Source organism: Microbacterium sp. KUDC0406 (genome assembly GCF_021582875.1).
Lineage (GTDB): Bacteria > Actinomycetota > Actinomycetes > Actinomycetales > Microbacteriaceae > Microbacterium.
The window spans coordinates 2858215-2881978 of sequence record NZ_CP091138.1 but is presented as its reverse complement, the minus strand read 5'-3'; the positions used below and the strand labels follow the sequence as shown (position 1 = coordinate 2881978).

General features: G+C 67.5%; 16 protein-coding genes and 3 pseudogenes. 7 read left to right on the top strand and 12 right to left on the bottom strand.

Annotated elements, in window-relative coordinates:
- Window positions 1-72 precede the first annotated feature (72 nt).
- Window positions 73-2643: a purple acid phosphatase family protein gene (locus L2X99_RS14240; protein ID WP_236126166.1), complete on the top strand. Its 2571-nt coding sequence runs from the start codon at window positions 73-75 to the stop codon at window positions 2641-2643.
- A 161-nt stretch (window positions 2644-2804) separates the two neighbouring features.
- On the opposite strand, the gene L2X99_RS14235 is transcribed toward L2X99_RS14240, so the two are convergent.
- On the bottom strand, window positions 2805-3869 hold the full coding sequence (locus L2X99_RS14235) for an LLM class flavin-dependent oxidoreductase (protein ID WP_236126167.1): 1065 nt from the start codon (window positions 3867-3869) through the stop codon (window positions 2805-2807).
- 123 nt (window positions 3870-3992) lie between these two features.
- Window positions 3993-5513: a DUF7059 domain-containing protein gene (locus L2X99_RS14230; RefSeq protein ID WP_236135287.1), complete on the bottom strand. Its 1521-nt coding sequence runs from the start codon at window positions 5511-5513 to the stop codon at window positions 3993-3995.
- 1689 nt (window positions 5514-7202) lie between these two features.
- Between L2X99_RS14230 and L2X99_RS14225 the strand changes: the two are divergent.
- From L2X99_RS14225 to trxA, 4 genes and pseudogenes are all read left to right on the top strand, one after another.
- Window positions 7203-7724 (top strand): annotated as a pseudogene (locus tag L2X99_RS14225) (DUF6049 family protein); the annotation flags it as partial.
- Window positions 7721-9337, top strand: coding sequence for a murein biosynthesis integral membrane protein MurJ (murJ, locus tag L2X99_RS14220; RefSeq protein WP_236126168.1), 1617 nt, complete (start codon window positions 7721-7723; stop codon window positions 9335-9337). The pseudogene L2X99_RS14225 and the gene murJ, both read left to right, overlap by 4 nt.
- 90 nt (window positions 9338-9427) lie before the next feature.
- Window positions 9428-10384, top strand: coding sequence for a thioredoxin-disulfide reductase (gene trxB / locus L2X99_RS14215; RefSeq protein WP_236126169.1), 957 nt, complete (start codon window positions 9428-9430; stop codon window positions 10382-10384).
- 93 nt (window positions 10385-10477) lie between these two features.
- On the top strand, window positions 10478-10801 hold the full coding sequence (gene trxA, locus L2X99_RS14210; RefSeq protein WP_116241612.1) for a thioredoxin: 324 nt from the start codon (window positions 10478-10480) through the stop codon (window positions 10799-10801).
- 98 nt (window positions 10802-10899) lie between these two features.
- On the opposite strand, the gene L2X99_RS14205 is transcribed toward trxA, so the two are convergent.
- From L2X99_RS14205 to rpmH, 10 genes and pseudogenes are all read right to left on the bottom strand, one after another.
- On the bottom strand, window positions 10900-11208 hold the full coding sequence (locus L2X99_RS14205; RefSeq protein ID WP_236126170.1) for a tryptophan synthase subunit alpha: 309 nt from the start codon (window positions 11206-11208) through the stop codon (window positions 10900-10902).
- Between the two features lie 235 nt (window positions 11209-11443).
- Window positions 11444-12460, bottom strand: a complete 1017-nt coding sequence (locus L2X99_RS14200) for a ParB/RepB/Spo0J family partition protein (protein WP_236126171.1) — start codon at window positions 12458-12460, stop codon at window positions 11444-11446.
- Complete coding sequence (locus L2X99_RS14195) at window positions 12460-13329, bottom strand: ParA family protein (RefSeq protein ID WP_236126172.1); 870 nt, start codon at window positions 13327-13329, stop codon at window positions 12460-12462. Before L2X99_RS14195 ends, L2X99_RS14200 begins: the two co-directional genes overlap by 1 nt.
- 2549 nt (window positions 13330-15878) lie before the next feature.
- Window positions 15879-16076, bottom strand: coding sequence for a hypothetical protein (locus L2X99_RS14190; protein WP_236135286.1), 198 nt, complete (start codon window positions 16074-16076; stop codon window positions 15879-15881).
- Between the two features lie 1028 nt (window positions 16077-17104).
- The gene (gene rsmG, locus L2X99_RS14185; RefSeq protein ID WP_236135285.1) at window positions 17105-17743 is read right to left on the bottom strand and encodes a 16S rRNA (guanine(527)-N(7))-methyltransferase RsmG; all 639 of its coding nucleotides are present in this window, start codon (window positions 17741-17743) and stop codon (window positions 17105-17107) included.
- A 75-nt stretch (window positions 17744-17818) separates the two neighbouring features.
- Window positions 17819-18310 carry a Jag family protein gene (locus L2X99_RS14180; protein ID WP_236126173.1) on the bottom strand — a complete coding sequence of 164 codons (492 nt, stop codon included), beginning with the start codon at window positions 18308-18310 and terminating at the stop codon, window positions 17819-17821.
- Window positions 18307-19385: pseudogene (gene yidC / locus L2X99_RS14175) on the bottom strand (membrane protein insertase YidC). Before yidC ends, L2X99_RS14180 begins: the two are co-directional and overlap by 4 nt.
- Window positions 19375-19739: pseudogene (gene yidD / locus L2X99_RS14170) on the bottom strand (membrane protein insertion efficiency factor YidD). The pseudogenes yidC and yidD overlap by 11 nt, the downstream one beginning before the upstream one ends.
- Window positions 19736-20080, bottom strand: a complete 345-nt coding sequence (gene rnpA / locus L2X99_RS14165; protein WP_268928519.1) for a ribonuclease P protein component — start codon at window positions 20078-20080, stop codon at window positions 19736-19738. The pseudogene yidD and the gene rnpA overlap by 4 nt, the downstream one beginning before the upstream one ends.
- 37 nt (window positions 20081-20117) lie before the next feature.
- Window positions 20118-20255 carry a 50S ribosomal protein L34 gene (gene rpmH, locus L2X99_RS14160; protein ID WP_116241601.1) on the bottom strand — a complete coding sequence of 46 codons (138 nt, stop codon included), beginning with the start codon at window positions 20253-20255 and terminating at the stop codon, window positions 20118-20120.
- Window positions 20256-20589: 334 nt separating this feature from the next.
- Here rpmH and dnaA point away from each other — a divergent pair, with 334 nt between their 5' ends.
- Both dnaA and dnaN read left to right on the top strand, forming a co-directional pair.
- Window positions 20590-21981, top strand: coding sequence for a chromosomal replication initiator protein DnaA (gene dnaA / locus L2X99_RS14155; protein WP_236126175.1), 1392 nt, complete (start codon window positions 20590-20592; stop codon window positions 21979-21981).
- 456 nt (window positions 21982-22437) lie between these two features.
- Window positions 22438-23580, top strand: coding sequence for a DNA polymerase III subunit beta (dnaN, locus tag L2X99_RS14150; RefSeq protein WP_236135284.1), 1143 nt, complete (start codon window positions 22438-22440; stop codon window positions 23578-23580).
- Window positions 23581-23764 lie beyond the last annotated feature (184 nt).

The window sequence follows — 23764 nt, the reverse complement described above, 5'->3', positions numbered from 1 at the left end:
GGCCATCACGGATCAGTTGGGTGGAGGGGCGCGTGCACCCCGGCACGCACTCATTACGACCGAAGGATCGACATGCACATCCGACCCGTCGCGCGGCGCCGCAGATCCGTTGCCGCCGCTGCGCTCGTCACCGTTCTCGGCAGCCTGCTCGTCGCACCGGTGGCCGCCTCGGCAGCATCCGCTGCGTCCGCACCCGAGGTGCCGACCGCGCCGCTGATCACCACCGACAGCAGCTGGCGCTACCTCGACGACAACACCGACCCGGCACGGGGCGACGCGAACCTGCGCGTCTGGACCACGGCCGACTACGACGACAGCACCTGGAAGAGCGCGCAGGGCTCCTTCGGCGCGAAGAACGGTGCCCTCGGCAAGGTCGGACCGCATCAGCCGCGCACGCTGCTCACCCATTACATCGGCGACACGAAGACCACCGTGCCGACGTACTTCTTCCGCTCGGAGTTCTCGCTGGATGCCGGTGTGGCCGAGCAGGTCGCGTCGCTGAAGGGGTCGGTGACCTACGACGACGCCCTCGTGGTCTGGGTGAACGGCACGAAGGTCGCGTCCTACGTCGACGGGCGCATCACCGAGACCACCAACCTCGAGTACGCCGGTGACAGCAACGGCGATCCGCTCACCAGCACCTTCACCGCGAAGGGCGACGTGCTGCGCGACGGCGAGAACACCGTCGCGGTCGCGCTGTACCAGGACCGCGCGTCGAGCTCGGACATCTACTTCGACATGGCCGAGCTCGCGCTGATCCCTGCCGGCACCGCTCCGGTCGCGGCGCCGCCGTCGCGGGTCATCCTCACGCCGACCGAGACGCCCGAGACCTCGCAGTCGTTCTCGTGGCAGGCCGGCGACCCGTCGCAGACCACCGGACAGGTGCAGATCGCCCCGGTGTCCGGCGGAGACGTGCGCACCGTCGACGGGTACTCCGCAGGTGTCGTGAACGGCAACCCGCTGCAGCACTTCTCGGCCACCGTCGACGGCCTCTCCCCCGCCACCGCCTACCGGTACCGGGTCGGCGTGGAGAACGGCTGGAGCCCGTGGCACGAGTTCCGTACGGCCGACCCGAAGGCGACCGACTTCCAGTTCGTGTACTACGGCGACGCGCAGATCGGCCTGGACAGCACCTGGCCCTCGGTCGTGAAGCAGGCCGAGGCGAACGCGCCGCGCTCGATCGGCTCGGTGCACGCCGGTGACCTGATCAACACGTCGTCGAATGAGACGGAGTGGATCAACTGGTTCACGGGCATGAAGGATGCCGCGACGACCACCAACGTGATGGCCGCACCGGGCAACCACGAGTACTCCGGCGACAAGATGCTCACCGCCTGGAAGGCGAACCTCGAGTACCCGCACAACAACCCGGCCACCGGCACCGTCGGCGAGCTGGCGAACCTCGCGCAGGGCGACACCGACGTGGCGCGCCAATACCGCGCCTACTTCGAGCACTGGAGCGAGTTCGCGAAGGAGACCGCGTACTACACCGACTATCAGGGCGTGCGCTTCATCACCCTGAACGCGACGCGCGACACGACCTTCCTCACCCCGGGCAACCTGCCGGCGTGCACGGCCGCGGAGTGCCCGCAGAAGGACGTCGCCCGGCTGTGGACCCGCTTCCAGGCGGCCTGGCTCGACCACATCCTGGGCGACAGCCCGTCGAAGTGGAACGTCGTCACCTTCCACCAGCCGGTGTACTCGACCTCGGCCGGTCGCGACGAGCCGGTGCTGCGTGACGAGTGGGTGCCGGTGTTCCAGAAGCACGACATCGACCTGGTGATGATGGGCCACGACCACACCTACGCCCGCGGCTTCAAGAACACGGATGCCACGGACACACCGGGCCTGACCACCGGCCCGGTGTACATGGTGTCGAACTCTGGCGCCAAGCACTACGACCTCGAGTCCGCCGAGAAGAACGTGTGGACCCTGAACGGCGCCACCCAGGTGCTGCGCGGCCAGAACGTCACCACCTACCAGGTGATCGACGTCTCGAAGGACCAGCTGGTCTACCGCTCGTACCTGGCCGAGAAGGTCGCCGGCGCGACCACCGACAAGAACGTCGGCGACGTGTACGACGAGTTCACCGTCACCAAGTACGACGACGGCGAGAAGTGGGTCACTGAAGCGGGCATGACGCCGCCGGCGCAGAAGGAGCCTGCGGCGATCTCGCTGAACGCGGCCGAGGTGCGTGCCGGAGGCACGGTGCAGATCGAGGGCACCGGGTTCACTGCTGGAGAGGAGCTCGACTTCGAGCTGCGCTCCGAGCCGGTGCGTGTGGGCACGGCCGCGGCCGACGCGCAGGGCTCGGTGACGGCCTCCGTCACGATCCCGGCATCCACCCCCGCCGGCGAGCACACGCTCGCCGCGATCCGCGCCGACGGATCCGAGGTGACGGCGGCGATCACGGTCGCCGCCGCCGAGACCCCCGGCCCCGGCACCGATCCGGATGCCGGTTCGCCCGCCGCTCCGGGCGACGGGTCGGATGAGCCGGATGCTTCCGGGTCCGGTGCATCCGCCCTGGCGACGACCGGCGCCGACAGCATGCCGCATGTGATCACGGCCGCCGTGCTGCTCGCGCTCGGCCTCGGCCTGGTCGCGCTGCGACGCCGTAAGGGCGCCACTCCTTCCGGTCGTTGAGCGAGCGAAGCGAGACGAAACGTCTTCGGTTCGGCTGAGGCCGTTTCGTCACTTCGACTCGCTGCGCTCGCTCAGCACGGCGCTCGTCGCTGCGCTCCTCGCTCAACGACCCGGGAGACCACCTTCCGGTCGTTGAGCGAGCGAAGCGAGACGAAACGCTCTCAGCTGCCGGCGACGGCGTCGCCCTGCACGGGGCCCTCGGTGTTCGGCTTCCAGCCGAGCGCCGGGGCCACGTGCTCGGCGAACGCCTGCAGCACGTGCAGGTTGTACGCGGGTCCGAGCTGGTTCGGGATCGTCAGCATGAGCGTATCCGCGGCCATGACGGCCTCGTCGCGCTTCAGCTGCTCGATCAGCGCATCGGGCTCGGCGGCATAGGTCTTGCCGAACGTCGAGCGCAGCCCATCGATGATTCCGATCTGGTCGTCGCTCTCCTCGGAGCGCAGGCCGAAGTACGCGCGGTCCATGTCGTTGATGAGCGGGAACACGCTGCGGCTCACCGAGACGCGGGGGCTGCCGGTGTGCCCTGCTTCCCGGTAGGCGGCGCGGAAGATGTCGATCTGCTCGCGCTGCAGCTCGTGGAAGGGCTGACCGGTCGCCTCGGTCACGAGCGTCGAGCTCATCATGTTCAGGCCCATGCGCCCGGTGCTCTCCGCCGTCGCCCGGGAGCCCGAGCCCCACCAGATGTGGTCGCGCAGGGTCGGCGAGTGCGGCTCGACGTGCAGGTACTGGCCCGGTCCGACCATCCGCGGGTCGCCGGGGGCGATGCGCTCACCGTCGATCGCACGCAGGAACAGCTCGAACTTCTCCCGCGCCATGACGCTGCCACGCTCGGCATCCTCGCCGTCGTGGTAGCCGAAGGTCTCGTAACCGCGCAGCGCGGTCTCGGGTGACCCGCGGCTCACGCCGAGGGCGATCCGCCCGTCGGCGATGAAGTCGAGCGCCGCGGCCTCCTCCGCGAACTGGAACGGATTCTCGTAGCGCATGTCGATGACGCCGGTGCCCACCTCGATGCGCTTGGTGCGGTCCGCCATCGCGGTGAGCAGCGGCATGGGCGAGGCGGCCTGCCGCGCCCAGTGGTGCACGCGCACGTACGCGCCGTTCACGCCGATCTCGTCGGCGCCCTCGGCGAGCTCGATGGTCTGGCGGAGCATGTCGCCCGCGGTGCGCGTCGTCGAACCGGGCACATCGCCGTAATGCCCGAAGGAGAGGAATCCGAAAGCCTTCACGATGCATGCGAACGCATGGATGCCGCGGGCTATTCCCCGCTCGAAACAGCAAGCCCGCGCCGAGACTGCGGTATTAGCACCACGTTTCGGCGCGGGCGTGCCGTTTCGCGGGAGGTTCTCTGGTTACTCCCCGGAAGGCAGCAGGAAGCCGTCGCGCACCAGGCGACGGATGCGGGGCTCGAGATCGGCCCAGAGATCGGCGAGCGGCACGTCGAACAGGTCCGCGAGCGCGGCGACGATCTGCCCGACCGTGAGCTCGCCGTCGCAGGCGCCGACGAATCCGGCGAGCGCGGGATCCACCGACACCACTCGGCCGAAGCCGCCGCCCTGGTGCAGCTCGATCACGGTCGGATCGTCGTCGCCGGGCATGAGGTGCCGAGCCTCGGTGACGTCCGATGCGACGACCAGCCGGTCGGGCGTCCCTTCCTGCAGCAGGTCGTGCGCCGCGAGGCCCGCCTCGAGCGCCCGTCCGGTGTTGGCGAGCGGCTGGGACAGGCTCTCGAAGCGGCGCAGCGGCCCTTCGACACGCTCAGGGACCGAGTCGGGTCGCCGCAGCAGCACGTATCCGAAGCCGATCGCCGTCACCCCGCGCTCTGCGAAGTCGTCCAGCCACGCGGACAGCAGCGGGGTGAACCCGCCGTCCCTCGGCAGGGTTCCCCCGTCGCGGATCCAGAGCTCGGCGTACGCGAGCGGCGAGAGCGACTCGCGCTCGATGACCCAGGCGTCCAGGTCGTCCGGCACCCAGGAATCCACGCGCTCCAGCCCGCTGAGGTCACGGGACTCCCAGTTGCCGAGCAGCTGCGCGATGCCGCCGGGCGCGAGGTGAGCGGGTGCGGTGCGCAGGAATCGCTCGACGAGGGCGTCGCCGACGAGGCCGCCGTCGCGGTACTCGTACTCCGGGACGCCCTGCGCGCGCGGAGTGATCACGAAGGGCGGGTTCGACACGATGAGGTCGAACGCCTCCCCCTCGACCGGCTCGAACATGCTGCCCAGCCGGAACTCGATGTTCGCGACGCCGTTCAGCAGCGCGTTCAACTCGCCGAACGCGAGTGCACGCTCGGATATGTCGGTCGCGATCACTCGTCCGGCGTGCCGCGCGACGAGCAGCGCCTGGATGCCGCATCCGGTGCCGAGATCGAGGGCCCGCTCGACCTGTGCCGGGATGACGAGCTCGGCGAGAGTTCGCGACGCGCCACCCACCCCCAGCACGTGATCGGCCGGCAGCGCGGAGCCGAGCGCCACCTCGTCGAGGTCGCTCGCGATCCACCATTCACCCACTCCATCGGTGTCGACGAAGGGCTGCGGTCGCAGCAGCGCCTTCGGGCGAACCTCGTCGAAGTCGACGACCGCCAGCACGAGTGAGGCCAGCCCTGAGAGGCCCAGCCGCGGCAGCGCCCGCTCCACGGCGACCGCCGGCTGCGGCATCCCGAGCACGAACAGGCGGCCGAGCGTCGCCAGCGGCGTATCCGTGTCGCCGAGCGCACGCAGGATCGGCTCACGCAGTCCGCGGGCGAGTGCGTCATCGGCCTCGGAGCCCCACAGCAGCCGCAGCGGGTCGGAGCGGAAGTCGGCCGCATCCAGGTCGGCGGCGAGCGCGCGGGCGAGCTGCGGATCGGGGCGAGGAGCGAGATGCACGGCCGTCACTCTACGCGCCTTCAGTGTTCCCGAATCGGGCCGCCCTAGAATCGGGGCAGCACACTCACGGGCGCCCGGCGGCGTTCGAGAAAGATCCTATGACCGCGACCTCCCCACTCCCGGCCTCCGCGCGCGCGCACGGCGGCTGATCGGGCGACTCGGTGCGGTCGCGATCGTCGCATCCCTGCTGACCTTCCCTGCCGCGGCCCCCGCGTCGGCGGCGGCGGACGAGCCCGAACCGACCGTCACGCTGGAGGTCGCTCCGTCCGGCGCGATCCTTCCCGAGGCGCCACTCACCGCCGATGTGGCGGTGCACAACGACACCGACGACACCCTCGCCGACGGCATGCTGACGCTCGCCATCGACCGCACGGCCCTGACCGACGGCACGACGCTGGACTCATGGCTCGACGACGGTACGGCGACGGGACTGTTCGAGACGATCGCCAGCCAGCCCGCCGATCCGGTGCCCGCGGGCGAGACCGACGTCACGAGCGTCCTGGTGCCGGCGACGATGCTCACCGGGCTCGCGCCGGGAGTGTATCCGCTGCGAGCGACGTTCAGCGGCACGACCGGCTCCGGCGATGATCCGACCGCGTGGGACCTGTCCTCCGGGTCGGTCGTCGTCATCCAGACGGCGAAGCCCGCCGATGTGAGCGTACTCGTGCCGATCACGGCCACGCCGAAGAACGGCAGCCTGCTCACCGCGGACGAGCTCGCCGACCTCACCGCACCCGAGGGCGCCCTCACCGCTCAACTCGACGGAGTGGCCGGCACGGGCGCGATCCTCGCGGTCGATCCGTCGATCCCGGCCGCGATCCGCGTGCTCGGGTCGTCGGCGCCGGCGAGCGCAACGGACTGGCTCACCCGCTTCGAGGCTCTGCCGAACGACCGGTTCGCGCTGCAGTTCGGCGATGCGGATGCCGCAACGCAGGCGCACGCCGATCTGAGCGCCCTGCTCGCACCCGCTGACCTGACCGGCCTGATCCGGACCGCGGACTTCGCCACGGCCGAGCCGACGCCGACCCCCACGCCGACATCGGCGCAGGCCGCACCGACTCTGCCCGACAACTCGACTCTCACCGATATGCGTCGCGCGGCACCGGGCATCCTCTGGCCGCGGAGCGACGTGACCGGCGACGACCTCGCCACTTTCAGCCGATACCTCGGCGACGACGTGACCACGGTGCTGCCCGCCAGCGCGCTCAAGGGCGCATCGGGAGCCCGCGCGACCACCGGCGGACACGCTGTGCTGGTCACCGACGACGATGTCTCACGGCGGCTCTCCGCCGCAGTGGTGGCGGCCGATCCCACCGCCCGCGACGGGCAGATCGCCGCCGCGGCCGGCCACCTGTTCTTCGCCGCGGCCGCCGCACCCGGCCGTCCCCTCCTGATCGGGCTGGACAGGTCCGAGAAGCGCACCGCCGACGACCTGCGGACGGCGCTCGGTGCCGTCGCCACGTCGCCGTCAGGACTCGCCGGCCTGCGGGGTGCGGCCGCCGTCACGGTCCAGAGCACCGCGCAGCCCGATGGGGGGCGTGCGACCTCGCTCCAGTCGATGCTCGACGATGAGACGCGTCTGCGGGCCTTCTCGTCCATTCTCGAGCAGCCGCTCCTGCTGCTCGCCCCGGAGCGCAACCGGCTTCTGCGCGTCATCGGCGTCGGGATCAGCGACAAGGCCTTCCCCAGCGGGTCAGCGAGCACCGCTCCGACACGGTCGACACGCTCGACTCCGTGGGCATCCAGGACCCCCGGCCGGTGCAGCTGTTCACCTCGGCCGCACCTCTTCCGGTGTGGGTCCGCAACGAGCTGCCCTGGCCGGTGAACGTCACCCTCTACACGCAGCCCTCCGATCCGCGTCTCAGCGTGCAGGAGCGGACCACGGTCGCCGCGGACGCCGCCAGCAACACGCGGGTCACGGTTCCGGTCGAGGCCCGCGTCGGCAGCGGTGAGGTCGAGGTGCGATTCGGGCTGACCAGTCCGACCGGGGTGCCGATCGGCTCCCCGGCATCCGCCACGGTCACCGTCCGGGCCGACTGGGAGGGCATCGGCCTCGGCGTGCTCGGCGGCGTCATCGCGCTGCTGCTCGGCATCGGCATCCTGCGCACCGTGCTGCGCCGCCGGCGCGCACGGAACGACGTGGATGACACGGATGTCACGGATGCGGCTGCCGCGGACGCGGATGCCTCAGGACCGGCATCCGAGAAGGAGTCGGAGTGAGCAGTCTCGGCCGCGCCAGCGCCATCCTCGGGGCCGGGACGCTGATCTCGCGCGTCACCGGGCTGGTGCGCACGATCGTGCTCGTCGGCGTCATCGGATCGAACGCGTCCGCCGCGGCCGACGCGTTCGCCGTCGCCAACCAGCTGCCCAACAGCGTGTTCAACCTCATCTCGGTGGGTGTGCTCACCGCGGTGATCGTGCCGCAGATCGTGCGGGCGAGCACGCAGTCCGACGGCGGCAACGCCTTCATCTCGAAGCTGTTCACGCTGGGCACGGTGGTGCTGGTGGGGGCGACCGGCGTCGCCATGCTCGCTGCACCCTGGCTGGTGTCCCTGCAGGTGCGCGCCGACAACGTCGAACAGCTCGCGCTCGCGACCGCGTTCGCGTACTGGTGCCTGCCGCAGATCCTGTTCTACGGTCTGTACGCCCTCGTCGGCGAGACGCTCAACGCGCGCCGCATCTTCGGGCCGTTCACCTGGGCACCGGTGGCCAACAACATCGTGTCGATCGCCGGCTTCTTAGCTGTCGGCGCCGTCTTCGGCGAGAACCTGGTGAACCTCTCCGACTGGACGCCCGACATGGTGGCCTGGCTCGGCGGCACGGCGACGGCCGGCATCGCCGTGCAGGCGGCCATCCTGCTGCTGTTCTGGCGGAAGACCGGGCTCGCCCTCAGAGTCGACTTCCGCTGGCGCGGGGTCGGACTGGGCAACGTCGGACGCGTCGCCAGCTGGACGCTGCTCATGGCGCTCTCCAGCATGGCCGCCGGCTTCTACCAGAACTGGGTGGCCAACGAGGCCTCCGGCGAGGGCGCTGCCGTGACGGTGATGAACAACGCCTGGCTGATCTTCATGCTGCCGTACTCGATCATCGTGCACTCGATCGGCACCCCGTACTTCACCCAGCTGTCCGAGCACGCGCATGCCGGTCGCGACGAAGAGGTGCGTGCCGACATCTCGCGCAGCATCCGCACTCTGGGGTTCTTCCTGACCGGAGCGCTGGCGGCCGTCGTGGCCGCCGCGGTGCCGGCATCCCGCGTGTTCACGAACTCGTCGTCGGATGCGGTGGATGCTGCCGTCGTGCTCGTCTGCTATCTCGTGGGTCTGCTGCCGCTGGCGGTGCTCTTCATCGTGCAGCGCACCTTCTACGCGTACGGCGACACCAGGACGCCGTTCTTCTTCACGCTGCTGCAGTGCGTGCTGATCGCACTCACTGCCACCGTCGCCTGGTGGATGTCGGCATCCGGCGTGCTGCCGATCACCCTGCTGGCCGCAGCCGTGGCGGTGGGCCAGTCGCTCGCCGGAACCGCGCAGACGATCGTGGCCACGGTGCTGCTGCGCCGTCGGCTGGGAACGCTCGGAACAGGACGCTGGATGGCCGCGCTCGGCCGGTTCCTCCTCGCGGCGGTGCCCGCCGCCGCCGCCGGATGGGGAGTGTTCCTGCTGCTCGGCGGGGCCGGCGGATGGACCACAGCCGACAAGATCCTGGGCGTCATCGGGTCGGGCATCATCGCCGTCGTGGTCGTGATCGTGTACGTCGCCGGACTGGCTCTGCTGCGCGCACCGGAGCTGCAGGTCGCCGGCGGCATCGTGAAGCGGTTCCTGCCCGGGCGCTGACCCTCGTCGCCTGCCGGGGGCGGGAATGTCGCGCGGTTACCATTGGTTCTGATAGGCGACTGCGCTGTTCGCGGTCACAAGGGAGATCACATGCGTCAGGTCATCATCATCGGCTCCGGTCCCGCCGGGTTCACCGCCGCCATCTACGCGGCGCGCGCGAACCTCGAGCCGCTGCTCATCGCGAGTTCGGTCGAGGTCGGCGGAGAGCTGATGAACACCACTGAGGTGGAGAACTTCCCCGGCTTCCCGGAGGGCATTCAGGGCCCCGAGCTGATGGCCAAGCTGCAGGCGCAGGCCGAGAAGTTCGGCACCGAGGTGCTCTACGACGACGTGGTCGCCCTCGAGCTCGACGGACCGGTCAAGAAGGTCGTCCTGGGCAGCGGCGCCGAGCACGAGGCATCCTCGGTGATCTATGCGACCGGCTCCGCTTATCGCAAGCTGGGCATCGAGGGCGAGGAGCGGCTCTCCGGTCACGGCGTCTCCTGGTGCGCGACCTGCGACGGCTTCTTCTTCCGCGAGCGCACGATCGCCGTGGTCGGCGGCGGCGACTCGGCGATGGAGGAGGCGACCTTCCTCACGCGCTTCGCCTCGAAGGTCTACGTCATCCACCGCAAGGACACCCTGCGGGCATCCAAGATCATGCAGGAGCGCGCGTTCGCGAACGAGAAGATCGAGTTCGTGTGGAACAGCGAGGTCGAGGAGATCCTCGGCGATCTCGAGACCACGGGCGTGCGCCTGCGCTCCACGGTCGACGGCACCGTCAGCGAGCTTCCGCTGGACGGCCTGTTCATCGCGATCGGCAACGACCCGCGCACGCACCTGGTGCACGGCAAGCTCGACCTGACCTCCGAGGGCACGATCTGGGTCGACGGGCGGTCGTCGCGCACGTCGCAGCGCGGCGTGTTCGCCGCCGGTGACGTGATCGACCCGACCTACCGGCAGGCGATCACCGCGGCCGGCACCGGCACCGTCGCGGCGCTGGATGCCGAGCACTTCCTCGCCGACCTCGCCGACGGTGCCCCGGTGGCGGAGCCCGTCGCGGTCTGAGCCCGGGAACACCGCACCGTCCTCCGGTGTTGTGATCTGATGAGCAGCACACGAAGACTTTCAAGAATGACTTTCGAGAATCAAGGAGAATCCATGACTGCCAAGGCAACCAGCCAGGCGACCTGGGAGCAGGACGTGCTTCAGGCCGATGGCCCCGTGCTCGTCGACTTCTGGGCCGCGTGGTGCGGTCCGTGTCGGATGGTCGCGCCGGTGCTCGACGAGATCCAGTCCGAGAACCCCGAGAAGATCACCATCCTCAAGCTGAACGTCGATGAGAACCCCGAGCTGGCGATGAAGTACCAGATCACGTCGATCCCGGCGATGAAGGTGTTCCAGGGCGGCGAGGTGAAGACGACGATCATCGGCGCCAAGCCGAAGTTCGCTCTCGAGCAGGACCTGGCCGCGTTCATCGGCTGATCCGCTGGGTGCCTGAGCCTGTCGAAGGCCTGAGCCGGTCGAAGGCCTGAGCCGGTCGACGGAAGGCCCGTCCCGTTCGCGCGGGGCGGGCCTTCGGTCTATATTCCCGAAGTGGAATGGGGCGTCAGCATCTGCCAGACGGTCGTCGACAGGTCGGGGTACTCCAGGGCGATGCGGCGCAGCACGCCATCGTTCCAGTCCCGGTCTCGGATGCTGCCGCCGTGCGCATCGACCCAGTCGCTGCGCAGCAGCAGGACGACGAGTTCGTCCGTCGTGGGCAGCTCGCTCATGAATTCCCAGGGGTCCTCACCGAACCGCAACCGCTCGTGCACGAGCACGGAGCGCTCATCGGCGGCCTCGGCGCGCAGCACCTCGAGACTCGCTCGGCGGGGAAAGGGAAGATCCACCCCTCAAGCCTAAACGCCGAGGGGCCCGAGGGTCCCCCGTGCCCCATCCCCAATACGTCACCCTCAGCGCGGACGCGCTCTCCCAGAAGCATGAGCGGGCGGAGAGGTTCCCGGAGCGAGCATAGGGAGGGGCCGCTGGCTGGAGCGGGCTTGCCCGCTCCAGCCAGCGGAGGGTCCCTCTCTGCGAGCGCAGGGAACCTCTCCGCCCGCAACCCCCGACTCAGACTGAGCGACGTCAGCGCGCCCCGTACTCCTCTTCGCCCAACTCCCCAAGGATCCTGTTCAGATCCTGGATCGAAGCGAAATCGATCTTGACCTGGCCTTTTCTTGCTCCGAGCGAGATCTGCACGCGCGTGTTCAAGCGGTCGCCGAGCTTCCCCGACACTTCGTCGAGGTAGGCGCGTCGCGCCCCCGGCTGCGGCTTCGGCGCCTTTCCGGCGCTCTCGGGCATGGTCTTGGCGGCCTGCTCGGTGGCGCGCACCGAGAGATCCTCGTTGACCACCTTGTCGGCCAGTCGCTGCATCCTCTCCGGATCCTCGAGCGAGAGGATGGCGCGCGCGTGCCCGGCGGAGAGCACGCCGGCAGCGACGCGCTGCTGAACAGGGACGGGCAGCTTCAGCAGGCGGATGGTGTTGCTGATCTGCGGACGGGAGCGTCCGATGCGGGTGGCCAGCTGATCCTGGGTGATGCCGAAGTCCTCGAGCAGCTGCTGATACGCCGAGGCCTCTTCGAGCGGGTTCAGCTGTGACCGGTGCAGGTTCTCGAGCAGGGCGTCGCGCAGCAGGTCCTCATCTGCTGTCTCGCGCAGGATGGCCGGGATCGACTCCAGACCGGCCTCCCGGGCGGCGCGAGTGCGCCGCTCCCCCATGATCAGCTCGTACTCGCCCTCGCTGTTGCGCCGGACGACGACGGGCTGCAGCACGCCGAACTCCTTGACGCTGTGCACGAGTTCGGCGAGGTCGTCCTCGTTGAAGTGCGTGCGCGGCTGCCGAGGGTTGGGCACGATCTCGAGAGGGTTCACCTGGATGAGGCGCACACCCGGCACGGATGTCAGATCAGAGGCATCCTGTGCATCCGACGTCACGCCGGCCGGCTCTGCGGGTGTCGACTCGGCAGTCGGCTTCGAGATGTCGACGATGACGTCGGTCGTCCTGGAACCACCGGGGAAGAACACATCCACCGGTCGTTCGGCCTGATCGGCCGTCGGGATGAGAGCTCCGATACCCCGACCCAGACCTGTGCGCTTCGCCATCAGTTCTCCTCACCCTGCGTCCGTGACGCGATCTCGACAGCCGCCTCCTGATACGCGATCGCTCCGGCCGACGTCCCATCGTAAGCGATCACGGACTGTCCGAAGCTCGGGGCCTCGGATACTCGGACCGAACGCGGGATCACGGTGCGGAGCACCTGTTCCGGAAAGTGATTGCGCACCTCGTCGGCGACCTGCTGCGCAAGACGGGTGCGTCCGTCGAACATCGTGAGCAGGATCGTGGAGAGGTGGAGTTCGGGATTCAGGTGCTGCTGGATCATCTGGATGCTGCCGAGCAGCTGGCTGAGCCCCTCGAGCGCGTAGTACTCGCTCTGGATCGGGATGAACACCTCGGATGCCGCGGTGAAGGCGTTGATGGTGAGCAGCCCCAGTGACGGAGGGCAGTCGATGATCACGATGTCGGTCGGATGCGACGCGAGGTAGACCTCCAGGGCCCGGCGCAGCCGGAACTCCCGAGCGACCTGAGCGACGAGCTCGATCTCGGCTCCGGCCAGATGGATCGTGCTCGGCGCGCAGCGGAGGTTCGGATGCTCCGGACTGACCTGCACGACGTCGGCCAGCGGCGTGCCGTTGATCAGCACGTCGTACACACTGGGGACATCAGCCGAGTGCGGAATGCTGAGGGCGGTCGAGGCGTTCCCCTGCGGATCGAGGTCGATCACGAGTACGTGCGCACCGAGGGATGCGAGTGCCGAGGCGACATTCACCGTGGTCGTCGTCTTGCCGACACCGCCTTTCTGGTTCGAGACCGTGAAGACGCGGGTCTTCCCGGTGAACTCGACCGTGACGTTCTCCAGCGCCCGTCGGCGGGAGGAGAGGTCTGCGAGTTCTCGAGCAAGAGGAGTATCCATCGCGAAATCGTCGTTCGGCGATGCCTGTTCGGACTGTTTCACGTGAAACATCGACTCCTTCCGGGACCGTGTTCCACTCTAATCGACTGTCCTGCTCCGATGGACGACGGGCTCACCGGTTTGTTCAGGTCGAGCGTGATTCCGAGGGTTCGGGGAGTTGCCGGCGGCGGGCGCGGTCGTACCTGGACCATCCCCCTTGCTTCCTCGCTCGGATCGGCTCGCCTGGATCCGCGGTGGCGCCGGCGTAGTCCCGTGTCCTGAGCTGATGCCGGGCACAGGCCGCCATGATCATGATTCGCGGTCAGCGCGCGTGCGCACGGTGGCACGACAGCAGTCCGGTGTCGTGGTTCGGCCCGGGGAAACTCACTCCTGCTGTGCCCATGTTTCACGTGAAACAGACCGGAGTGTCCATGAGCGCGTCGACCCTCGCGATAGCTCCGGGGATGCGCGAAGGGGAACATGCGTCGCCGTCGACCATGGCACAGCATGCCGCGCCCGAAGCGCGGTCTGCGAACAGGGCACTGCCTCTGAGCGACGCGCGTCTGCCCCTCCCCCGCAAGTCGTTGTTCGGGCCCACTCATTCAGCGTGCGCCTGCACAGACCCCGGACGATCCCCCGGGGTCAGCTTCCGGGGTGCTTCGAACTGATCGTCGTGATCGTCGAGCATCGCGGATCACTGACGTTTGACAGGTTCGCAGCCCTTCGTCGTGACCATGGAGGACGAGTTCTGCCCGGCGCGCAGCCCGTGGACGTACTTTGCCGGGCCCACGCGTCTGATCCGGCGCGCCTGCAGTGCACCCGATCTGTGCTCCACGCGAGATGCTCGGCGGGCGGCGACGGCAGGCCACCCGCGACTACAGTTCACCTCAGAGCCCAGTCAGTCCTTCTCTGACTCCGCCTTTCCCGCGAACACGACCATTGTGGAAGGCGGAGCGTGCACCTGCCCGCCCCCTCGCTCGACATGCTTCCATTCGGGCCGAGCTGCCCATCCACGCCTTCGCCCGGCACGCGAGACCGCGGATCGATCCCTACGACCCTCGCCAGATGTGCATCCGCCCATCGCCACCGTCCACCGCGAACAGTGCGGTTGCCGGGCCGCGCTCCGGGCGTCTCGGCGGAGCGCGAGGCTGCGGATCGCGCGGCGCGCGTACTCCTGCACGCCTCTCCGTGCGCTGTGCCGCCAGTCGTCACCACCATCCACATCAAGACAGCCGAACGAGCCAGCACGGCAACCACGATCGTTTCACGTGAAACACTGCATCACTGAACCTCCAACGGCAAGTTGGAGACGTTCCAACTGGTGAGCCCCGGGCGAGACCCTCGCCGCATTCGCCACGCGGGCGCTCGCGCACTTCGGCGACAGATTCGAGCACGTAGGTGATGGCAGCGCGTTGATCGCCAATGAGCGTGAGCCCTGCACCATCGGTCGCGAACCCCAGCGACAGAATCGCCAGGTGACGGTCGGTCCATCGCCCACACACCAGAGTCCGCGACCGATCCCCGGACATCGCAGCAGGCAGACACCTGGGGCCCACCTACGTGTTTCACGTGAAACACCCACCGCTGGCTGCCAGCAGACGGTGAAAGGAGGACGCGAGGTCATCGGTGAGGGCGCGTGTTCCCCTCAGCACGCGTAAACGCTTCACGGCCCGCTGGTGGTCAGCACCCAGCTGCCACGTTCGAACTGCCCGGGACCGTCCGGGTGTTTCACGTGAAACTCTGCATCGCTCGTCGCCAGCGCCGGTGTGACGGGGTCCACCCAGCGCGGTCGGTATTCACTGTCTTCAAGACGCTGAAAGCAGGACCCGAGGTCGTCCGTAAGAGCCTGATCCTCCCCGGCACGCGCAAGCACGCCAGCCCCCGGTCATAGTCAGCGCGCGGCTGACACATCCGAACTGCCGTGGAACGCCCGGGCGCTCCACGTGAGACACCGCATCGTTGGTGACCAGCGCAGGTGTGACGCTGTCCGGGTGGCGAGATCCGCACCCCAAAGAGCACTCACGTTCCTAGGACTGGGAAAGCAGGACGTGAGGGCTTCGGTGATGGCGTGTTCCCCGCGGTACGCGTAAGCACTTCACCGACCGGTGATGGTCAGCGCGCAGCTCACACAACCGAATTGCCGGGGAGCATTTCACGTGAAACACCGCATCGCTGCCGACCAGCGCCGGGATGACACTGTCCAGCTGGCGATAGACGCATCGGTAAGCCGGGCGGAACCCTGCGCGGTGCTCCAAGACTGCGAAAGCAGGACCCGTCGCCATCGGTGAGAGCGTGGTTCCCCCAGTACGCGCGGGCATTGTGGGCCGGTCATGGCTCAGCACACAGCCGAAGCAACCGGACTGTCGGGGCGTTTCACGTGAAACAACGTATCGCCGACCAGCGCCGGGATGACACTGTCCAGCCGGCGAAATCTGCATCGATAGGACGGGTGAACCCCCTGCGCCGCGCTCTACCGGACCTTCTTCAAGACTGCGAAAGCATCACCCGAGGTCATCGGTGAGAGCGCTCTCCCCCGCAGTACACGCAAGCACTTTGCGGTCCGGTGATGATCAGCGCACAGCCCACACAACCGAACTGCCAAGGATACCCGGGTGTTTCACGTGAAACACCGCGTCGCTGCTTACCAGCACCGGCGTGACGGTATCCACGGCGAGATCCGCATCGATGAAGCGGGAGAGACCTGCGCCGCACCCCGACGGAACAGCACTCACGCTTCCGAACACTGCGAAAACAAGGGCCGAGGTCATCGGTGAGGGCATGTTCCCCGCAGTGTGCGTAAGTACTTCAGCGCCCGCTGATGGTCAGAGCGCAGCACACATCCGAACTGCAGGGGACCCACCCGCGTGGGAACCCTGCGCCGACCCGGCCGTAGAACGTTCGCTGTCTTCAAGACGGTGACAATAGGACCGGAGACGATCGGTGAGAACGGGGTCCCCGCAGTACGCGCAAGCGCCTCATCCGGTGGTGGTCAACACACAGTTCACGCATCCGAGTTCACGGCCAACGCTGGGCCTCGCCACATCTCGGATGCCTGGGCTCCCCCAGTGCGTTTCACGTGAAACCTGCCAGGACCAAGACGCCGTGCGGACGCCGACTGCAGATGTCCAGATGGTGCGATTGCCAGCGGTAGGAGGGTGTGAACTGCGCTGCACCCGGCCGGAAGGCGTGCTCGGTGCTCGCGAGCCGACCGCGAGAACCGAGGTCGTCGCCGACGGCCCTTCGCCCGTCAGGAGGCGGAAAGCTCGAGCGTTTCACGTGAAACATGCCACCGCTGAGCCAACGGGCGACAGTCTCCAGATGCTCAGGAATGAGACCCTGACATCCAGAACGCGTGACCTGCACCGCACACGACCGGACAGCACGCGGTCCTCAGGCGGACGAGGCGAGACCCCAGATCGACGGTGACGGCGAGAGTCGCGAACTGCTGGCAGCGGTACACGGCCTTCACATTCGTGCCCACCGGGCTTGTCCACAGGGTGTCCCCCCTATGCCCCGGCAATCCCTGAGTGACCGCCGACGACTTCATCGCCAACCGCCGAACACCACGATGCGTCCGGTGAACGGCTTCGTCACCGCGAGGCTCGTCTCGATTGTCGCCTGCCCGACTGACTCCAGCACGAGATCAACAGCGCCTGCGGTGCGGACGGGTCTCGCGATGCCGGATCCATCGGCCTCAAACCCTGCGAAGACTCCGAGGTCACTGAAGGCGTTTCGACTCCGCTCCTGCGTCGCTGCGCTCAACGACCACAGGCGGCAACTCCACCTGGCACGCTGTCTATGAAGCCCGCACCACTCCCCGCACGACGCGCGTGGTCTCCGTCAGCACGCCCTCGCCGAGCACCTCGACGCGCACATCGGTCACCTTGTACTTGCGCAGCGCCTTCTGCGCCGCCTCGATCTCAGCCGGGGCGCCCTGGCCCTTGAGCAGGACGATCTCACCGCCATCCCGGACCAGGGGTGCGACGACAGGAATCAGGGTACGCAGCGCACTCACCGCTCGCGCGGTGACCATGTCGAACTCGATGCCGACGTCCTCGCCCCGCGCCCGCATCACCGTCACGTTGTCCAGTCCCAGAGCCTCGACCTGCTCGCTCAGCCAGTCGGTGCGGCGCTCCATCGGCTCGATGAGCGTCCACTGCACATCGGGCCGCGCGATCGCGAGAACGATGCCCGGCAGGCCGGCACCGGACCCAACATCCGCCACAGATCCGGAGAACAACGGGGCAGCGATCGCGCTGTTCAGCACGTGCCGCGTCCACAGCCTCGGCAACTCCAGCGGACCGATCAGTCCACGCAATTCTCCCTGATCAGCAAGGTTTTCTGTGAACTGGCGAGCCAGCTCGAGGCGGTCGCCGAAGAGTTCCGCCGCGGCGGACGGCTCCGGCTCGAGCTGTGTGTCAGGAGTAGGGGGCATTTCGTCTCGCTTCGCTCGCTCAATGACCGGACCGGAGGCCTTCGCTCGCTCAATGACCCGGTGCAGCAGGGGCGATCAACCCCGGCGGATCACCGTGTGACGGTCGTTACTCTCGCCGTACGACTCCGAGATGAGTCCGCGTTCGGCGACGATGTCGTGCACGAGCTTGCGCTCGTAGCTCGACATCGCAGGCAGGGACGCCTGCGACGCGCCCTCGTCGAGCTTCGCCACGGCAGCATCCACCAGCGATTCGAGCTGCCGGCGACGCGTGTCGCGCGAGCCGCCGATGTCGAGGATCATCCGCGAGAACGCGCCGGTCCTGCTCTGCACCGCGAGCCGCGTGAGCTCCTGCAGCGCCTGCACGGTGTCCGGCGCAGAGAGAACTGCCAGGCCGTTCCCCTCCGCCTCGACCGACACATATGCACGCCCCTGACGCACGTCGAGGGTCAGATCGCCGTCGATGTCAGCGATGTCCAGCAGCTCCTCGATGAAGTCCGCGGCGATGTCGCCCTCGTGCTCCAGCTGCTCGACGGTGGACTCGGTGTGGTGCTTCAGGTCTCCGCTCACGAGTTGCCGCCCTTCTTCTTGGCACGCTTCTTGCTCATCGGCTGCTCGCGCTTGGGCTGCTGCGCCTTGAGACGCTCCGCGTCCTCGAGCATCTTCTGCTGCTCGGCCTCATACGCCGCAAGCGGCACGATCTTGCCCTGCGAGTTGATGGCCTTGCCCCTGCGCGCCAGACGCTCCTCACGCGCCTTGGCCGCATCCGATCCTGGCGTCGGCATCTCGCGGATGACGAGGAACTGCTGACCCATGGTCCACAGGTTGGAGATGAACCAGTAGATGACCACACCGAGGGGAAGAACACACCCGAGAAGATGAAGCCCAGGGGCAGGATGTAGAGCATGATCCGCTGCATCTGGTACGCCTGACCCGTCTTGGCCTCGGGCGACATGTTCTTCGAGATCAGCTGCAGCTGGGTGAAGAACTGCGATCCGATCATCAGGATCACCAGCACGACGAGGATGGTGACCGTCACCTGCCAGCCCTCGGGCTTGGTGGCGACGGCGTCCTTCAGGCTGACGTGCAGCGGCGCGACACCGAACAGCGTCGCGTCGTAGAACTGCTGGGTGAGCTGGGCATTCAGCAGGCCCACGCCACCGGCACCGACCACGGCGTGCTTGGCGACGTCGCTCAGTGTGTAGAACATCGCGAGCAGGAACGGCATCTGCACCAGCAGCGGCAGGCAGGACGACATCGGCGTCGTGCCGTGCTTCTTGTACAGCGCCATGGTCTCGCGGCTCATGGCCTCGCGGGAGAGCTGATCGCGCTTGCCCTTGTACTTCTCCTGGATCTTCTTCATCTCAGGAGCGATTTCCATCATCTTGCGCTGGCTCTTGATCTGCTTCACGAACAGCGGGAAGACCGCCAGTCGGATCACGACGACCAGGCCGATGATGGAGAGCACCCAGGTCAGGCCGGATGCCGCTTCCATCCCGAAGGCGGTGAACAGCCAATGCCATCCGACGAGGATCGCCTCGATGAGCCACTTGAACGGCCACATGATGGTGCCGATCAGGTCGAAGCCTCCGCCGGAGGGCTCAGGAGTCGGCGTGCTGGCTGCGAGCAGAAGGTCAGGACCCACTGTTCATTTCCTTTCGAGCGGGTACGACGAATCCGTGCGGAGTCAGGTCGTATCGGAAGTGAGCGTGCGGACGGACGTCATCGACGCCGCCCTCGCTCCAGGGATTGCACCGCAGGATGCGCCAGGCGGAGAGCAGACTCCCTTGACGGCGCCGTGCTGCTGCACCGCTCCTACAGCGTAAGCGGAACAGGACGGGTAATACCTGCAGACGTCCCCGTACAGCGGGGAGATCAGCTTGCGGTACGCCACCAGGAAGCCGAGCACGAGGTTGCGCGGGACGGCCGGGATGCCGCGCAGCAGATCCTTCGGGTGCAGCGTCGCGGTCCCGTAGGCGTACTGGGGCAGGGCACTCATCGCGTCACCGGGCTGAGCCGGCGGATGCACCGGCCCACGTCGGCGCGGAGATCTGCGAAGTCGGCGGTGGCGGATGCAGGAAGGGCACGGATGACGACATCCGTGCCCTCGGGAATCGTGCTCAGCAGGTCCGCGCAGATCGCCTTGAGGCGCCGACGGACGGTATTGCGAACCACAGCGGTCCCTACCTGCTTGCTGATGATGAACCCGAACCGGGGTGCTCGCTCCTCGCTGCGCGGGAGCAGCGACACGATCAGGCGCGGACCCCCGCACCGCTGCCCGCGCCGGACCACCTGTCGGTAGTCGGCGCCGTCGGTCAGACGATTGGGGCGAGCGAGCACAGAGTCGTAGCGAGCACGAGGCCGGCGGGAGAAGGGGTTACGCCGAGAGCTCGACGCGGCCCTTCGAGCGACGGGCCGAGAGAATGGCGCGGCCGGCGCGGGTGCGCATGCGGGCGCGGAAGCCGTGCTTCTTGGCGCGACGGCGGTTGTTGGGCTGGAAGGTGCGCTTGCTCATGGAATCACTCCGGGATCGTTGTCACCGGAAGAAGGACCGGAGACGGGGGTACTGCCTCGAGGGCATAAGTCAACCGATTAAGGGTACGACCTGCCGCCGCGCAGGGCAAATCACGACCGAACACCGCTCTCGCCGGCATCCGGTTGCGAGCAGCTCTTCCCTGTCGTAGCGCACAGCTATTATCCACAACCTTTCCCCCGTGCGCGATCTCCGACACACCCGCGGTTTTCCCTGGGCGGCTTGCCGTTCCGCGCGTCGGTGACTACCGTGGCATCCGAAGTTATCCACAGGGGGAATCCGAGCTCGGCGACCCTCCATGAACGGCCGGAGCCCCATGTCCACTGCAGCAACATCCGACGTCCCGATCTGGTCGGAGCTGCTGGACCGCCTGACCGACGACGAACGAGTGACCCCGCAGCTGCACGGATTCCTCAGTCTGGCCGTACCGGCCGGCGTCATGAGCGGCACTCTCTATCTGGACGTGCCGAACGATCTCACCGCCGCGCAGATCAACAAGCGCCTGCGGATACCGATCATGGAGGCGCTCGGCGTCATCGGCGACGAGGTGACCTCCTACCGGGTGGTCGTGAACCACGAGCTCGCCGACCAGCCCACCGCACCGGTCGAGGTCCCCGACTTCAGCAGCCCGGAGCCATCGCGCCCGGACTCCCCGCGCGAGCAGCCGATCCCCACCCGGCACGAATCCCGCCTGAACCCCAAGTACACCTTCGACAACTTCGTGATCGGTCAGTCCAACCGTTTCGCGCACGCCGCCGCGGTCGCCGTGGCCGAGGCGCCGGCGAAGGCGTACAACCCGCTCTTCATCTACGGCGACTCGGGCCTGGGCAAGACGCACCTGCTGCACGCGATCGGCGACTACGCGCAGTCCCTCTACACCGGGGTGAAGGTGCGATACGTGTCGAGTGAGGAGTTCACCAACGACTTCATCAACTCGATCGCCAACAACCGCGGCGCTGCCTTCCAGGCGCGCTATCGCGAGGTCGACATCCTTCTGATCGACGACATCCAGTTCCTGCAGGGTCGTGCCGAGACGCAGGAGGCGTTCTTCCACACCTTCAACACCCTGCACGACCACAACAAGCAGGTGGTGATCACCAGCGATGTCGCACCGAAGCATCTCACCGGCTTCGAGGACCGGATGCGCAGCCGCTTCGAGTGGGGTCTGATCACCGACGTGCAGGCGCCCGACCTCGAGACCCGCATCGCGATCCTGCGCAAGAAGGCGCAGAGCGATGCCCTGCACATCCCCGACGAGGTGCTCGAGTACATCGCCACCGTCGTCTCATCCAACATCCGCGAGCTCGAGGGCGCCCTCATCCGCGTCTCGGCGTTCGCGAGCCTGAACCGCTCGACCCTCGACATCGCGCTCGCGCAGACCGTGCTGCGCGACATCGTCGATCAGGCCGAGGACAACATCATCTCGCCGACCGACATCATCACGGCGACGGCGCAGTACTTCAAGCTGACCGTCGACGACCTGTACGGCTCGAGCCGGTCGCAGCAGATCGCGACGGCCCGGCAGATCGCGATGTACCTGTGCCGCGAGCGCACGAACCTGTCGCTGCCCAAGATCGGTCAGCTGTTCGGCAACCGTGATCACACCACCGTCATGTACGCGTGCAAGAAGATCAGCGAGCTCATGAAGGAGCGCCGCTCGATCTACAACCAGGTCACGGAGATCACCACGCAGCTCGGTCGCCGCTGACGCGACGCTCCGCCCGACACAGTCCGAAGGCCGATGTCCCCCGAATGGTCGGGTTGACGTCGGCCTTCGCCGTGCTGTTCACTACGCAGTTCTGCACCTGTGGATAACTTGTGGAGAAACTCATCTCGAATCGGGATGATCGGATGCCGGACACGGCATGCTGTGGATAACTCCGAACTACAACCGTGTGAGTCACACGCCCGAATCCCGCGGATTCCCCAGGGATTCCACATGTGACATCGCTGTAGTTTCTTACTCCCGTCAGGTTTCCACCGACTTATCCACAGAATCCACAGTTGTTAACACCGTTAAGAGATCTCTGGAAGATTCAGGGACTCCGATGACCACAGAGGTGTGGAAAGGGGATCGGGTCCGAGGTGCGGACCGCTTGCGGCTTACGACTAGCATGGGATCGCCTGACGCATCTGTCGGGTTCGGCAACGACAAGGAGCGGCCGTGAAGTTTCAGGTCAACCGCGATGTGTTCAGCGAAGCAGTGTCCTTCGTCGTCAAACTGCTGCCGCAGCGCAACCCGCAGCCGATCCTGGCCGGAGTGCTCATCGAGGCGGGCGATCAGGGTCTGACCCTGTCGGCATTCGACTACGAGGCGTCCGCTCGCACCACCATCGAGGCGACCGTCGACGACCCCGGCACGATCCTCGTGCACGGCCGTCTGCTGTCCGACATCGCCAGCCGGCTGCCGAACGCACCGATCGAGATCGCTGTCGAGGAAGACGGCGGGATCGCCGTCACCTGCGGCTCCGCGCGCTTCACCCTCGCTGCCATGCCGGTAGAGGAGTATCCGTCCATCCCCGAGGTCTCCGGCTCGACCGGCGTCGTCCCGGCCGAGGACTTCGGCACCGCGATCGCTCAGGTGGGCTTCGCCGCATCGCGCGATGACGTCACCCCGGTGCTCACCGGTGTGCAGCTCGAGGTGTCCGGTACGACTCTCAGCCTGGTCGCCACCGACCGCTACCGCGTCTCGCTGCGCGATGTGCCGTGGGACGGCGAGGGAGCAGACCAGACCGCGCTGGTGCCCGCTCGCACCCTGACCGAGGTCGGCAAGACATTCGCACACGCCGGCAACATCGAGGTCGCGTTCTCGGGAGCCGGCGATCGTGAGATCATCGCGTTCACCGCGGGCAACAAGACCGTCACGTCGCTGCTGATCAAGGGCAATTTCCCGCCCGTCCGCCGGCTGTTCCCCGAGCAGACCGACCACTACGCGGTGATCAACACCGCCGACCTCATCGAGGCCGTGCGCCGCGTCGCCCTGGTGCTCGACCGCTCCGCTCCGCTGCGCTTCACCTTCGCGGCATCTACGGTGACCATGGATGCGTCGGGCAGCGAACAGGCGCGGGCATCCGAGTCGGTCGACGCGCACCTCAACGGCGGCGAAGAGGTCACTCTCGGCCTCAACCCGCAGTACCTGCTCGAGGCACTGGGCGCCGTGAAGAGCGAGTTCGTGCGGGTCACGTTCACCTCGTCCGACAACGCCAACAAGCTCAGCCCGGTGCTTGTCACCAGCCAGACCTCGGTCGACCAGGCCGGCCTGGACTCGTTCAAGTACCTGCTGCAGCCGAACCTGCTGCTGCGCTGATCCTGCCGCCGGCGATTCCGGGATCCGCAGCCCGGATCGTCGTGCGTGACGATCGGCCCGGCGGCGACTGACACCGGTCTTCTTCGGGAGGCCCGCTGAGGTGGAACTCTCCGGTGCACTGAGACCGTTTCGTCTCGCTCCGCTCGCTCAACGACCGAGGGCTGAGCCGTCCGCGCCCCCGACC

Bases quoted from the DNA above. Each gene is read 5' to 3' on its own strand.
- L2X99_RS14240 (WP_236126166.1), top strand. From the start codon at position 73: ATGCACATCCGACCCGTCGCGCGGCGCCGCAGATCCGTTGCCGCCGCT.
- trxB (WP_236126169.1), top strand. From the start codon at position 9,428: ATGCGTCAGGTCATCATCATCGGCTCCGGTCCCGCCGGGTTCACCGCC.
- trxA (WP_116241612.1), top strand. From the start codon at position 10,478: ATGACTGCCAAGGCAACCAGCCAGGCGACCTGGGAGCAGGACGTGCTT.
- L2X99_RS14200 (WP_236126171.1), bottom strand. From the start codon at position 12,460: ATGGCGAAGCGCACAGGTCTGGGTCGGGGTATCGGAGCTCTCATCCCG.
- L2X99_RS14195 (WP_236126172.1), bottom strand. From the start codon at position 13,329: ATGGATACTCCTCTTGCTCGAGAACTCGCAGACCTCTCCTCCCGCCGA.
- L2X99_RS14190 (WP_236135286.1), bottom strand. From the start codon at position 16,076: ATGACCTCGGCCCTTGTTTTCGCAGTGTTCGGAAGCGTGAGTGCTGTT.
- rsmG (WP_236135285.1), bottom strand. From the start codon at position 17,743: ATGCCCCCTACTCCTGACACACAGCTCGAGCCGGAGCCGTCCGCCGCG.
- rpmH (WP_116241601.1), bottom strand. From the start codon at position 20,255: ATGAGCAAGCGCACCTTCCAGCCCAACAACCGCCGTCGCGCCAAGAAG.
- dnaA (WP_236126175.1), top strand. From the start codon at position 20,590: ATGTCCACTGCAGCAACATCCGACGTCCCGATCTGGTCGGAGCTGCTG.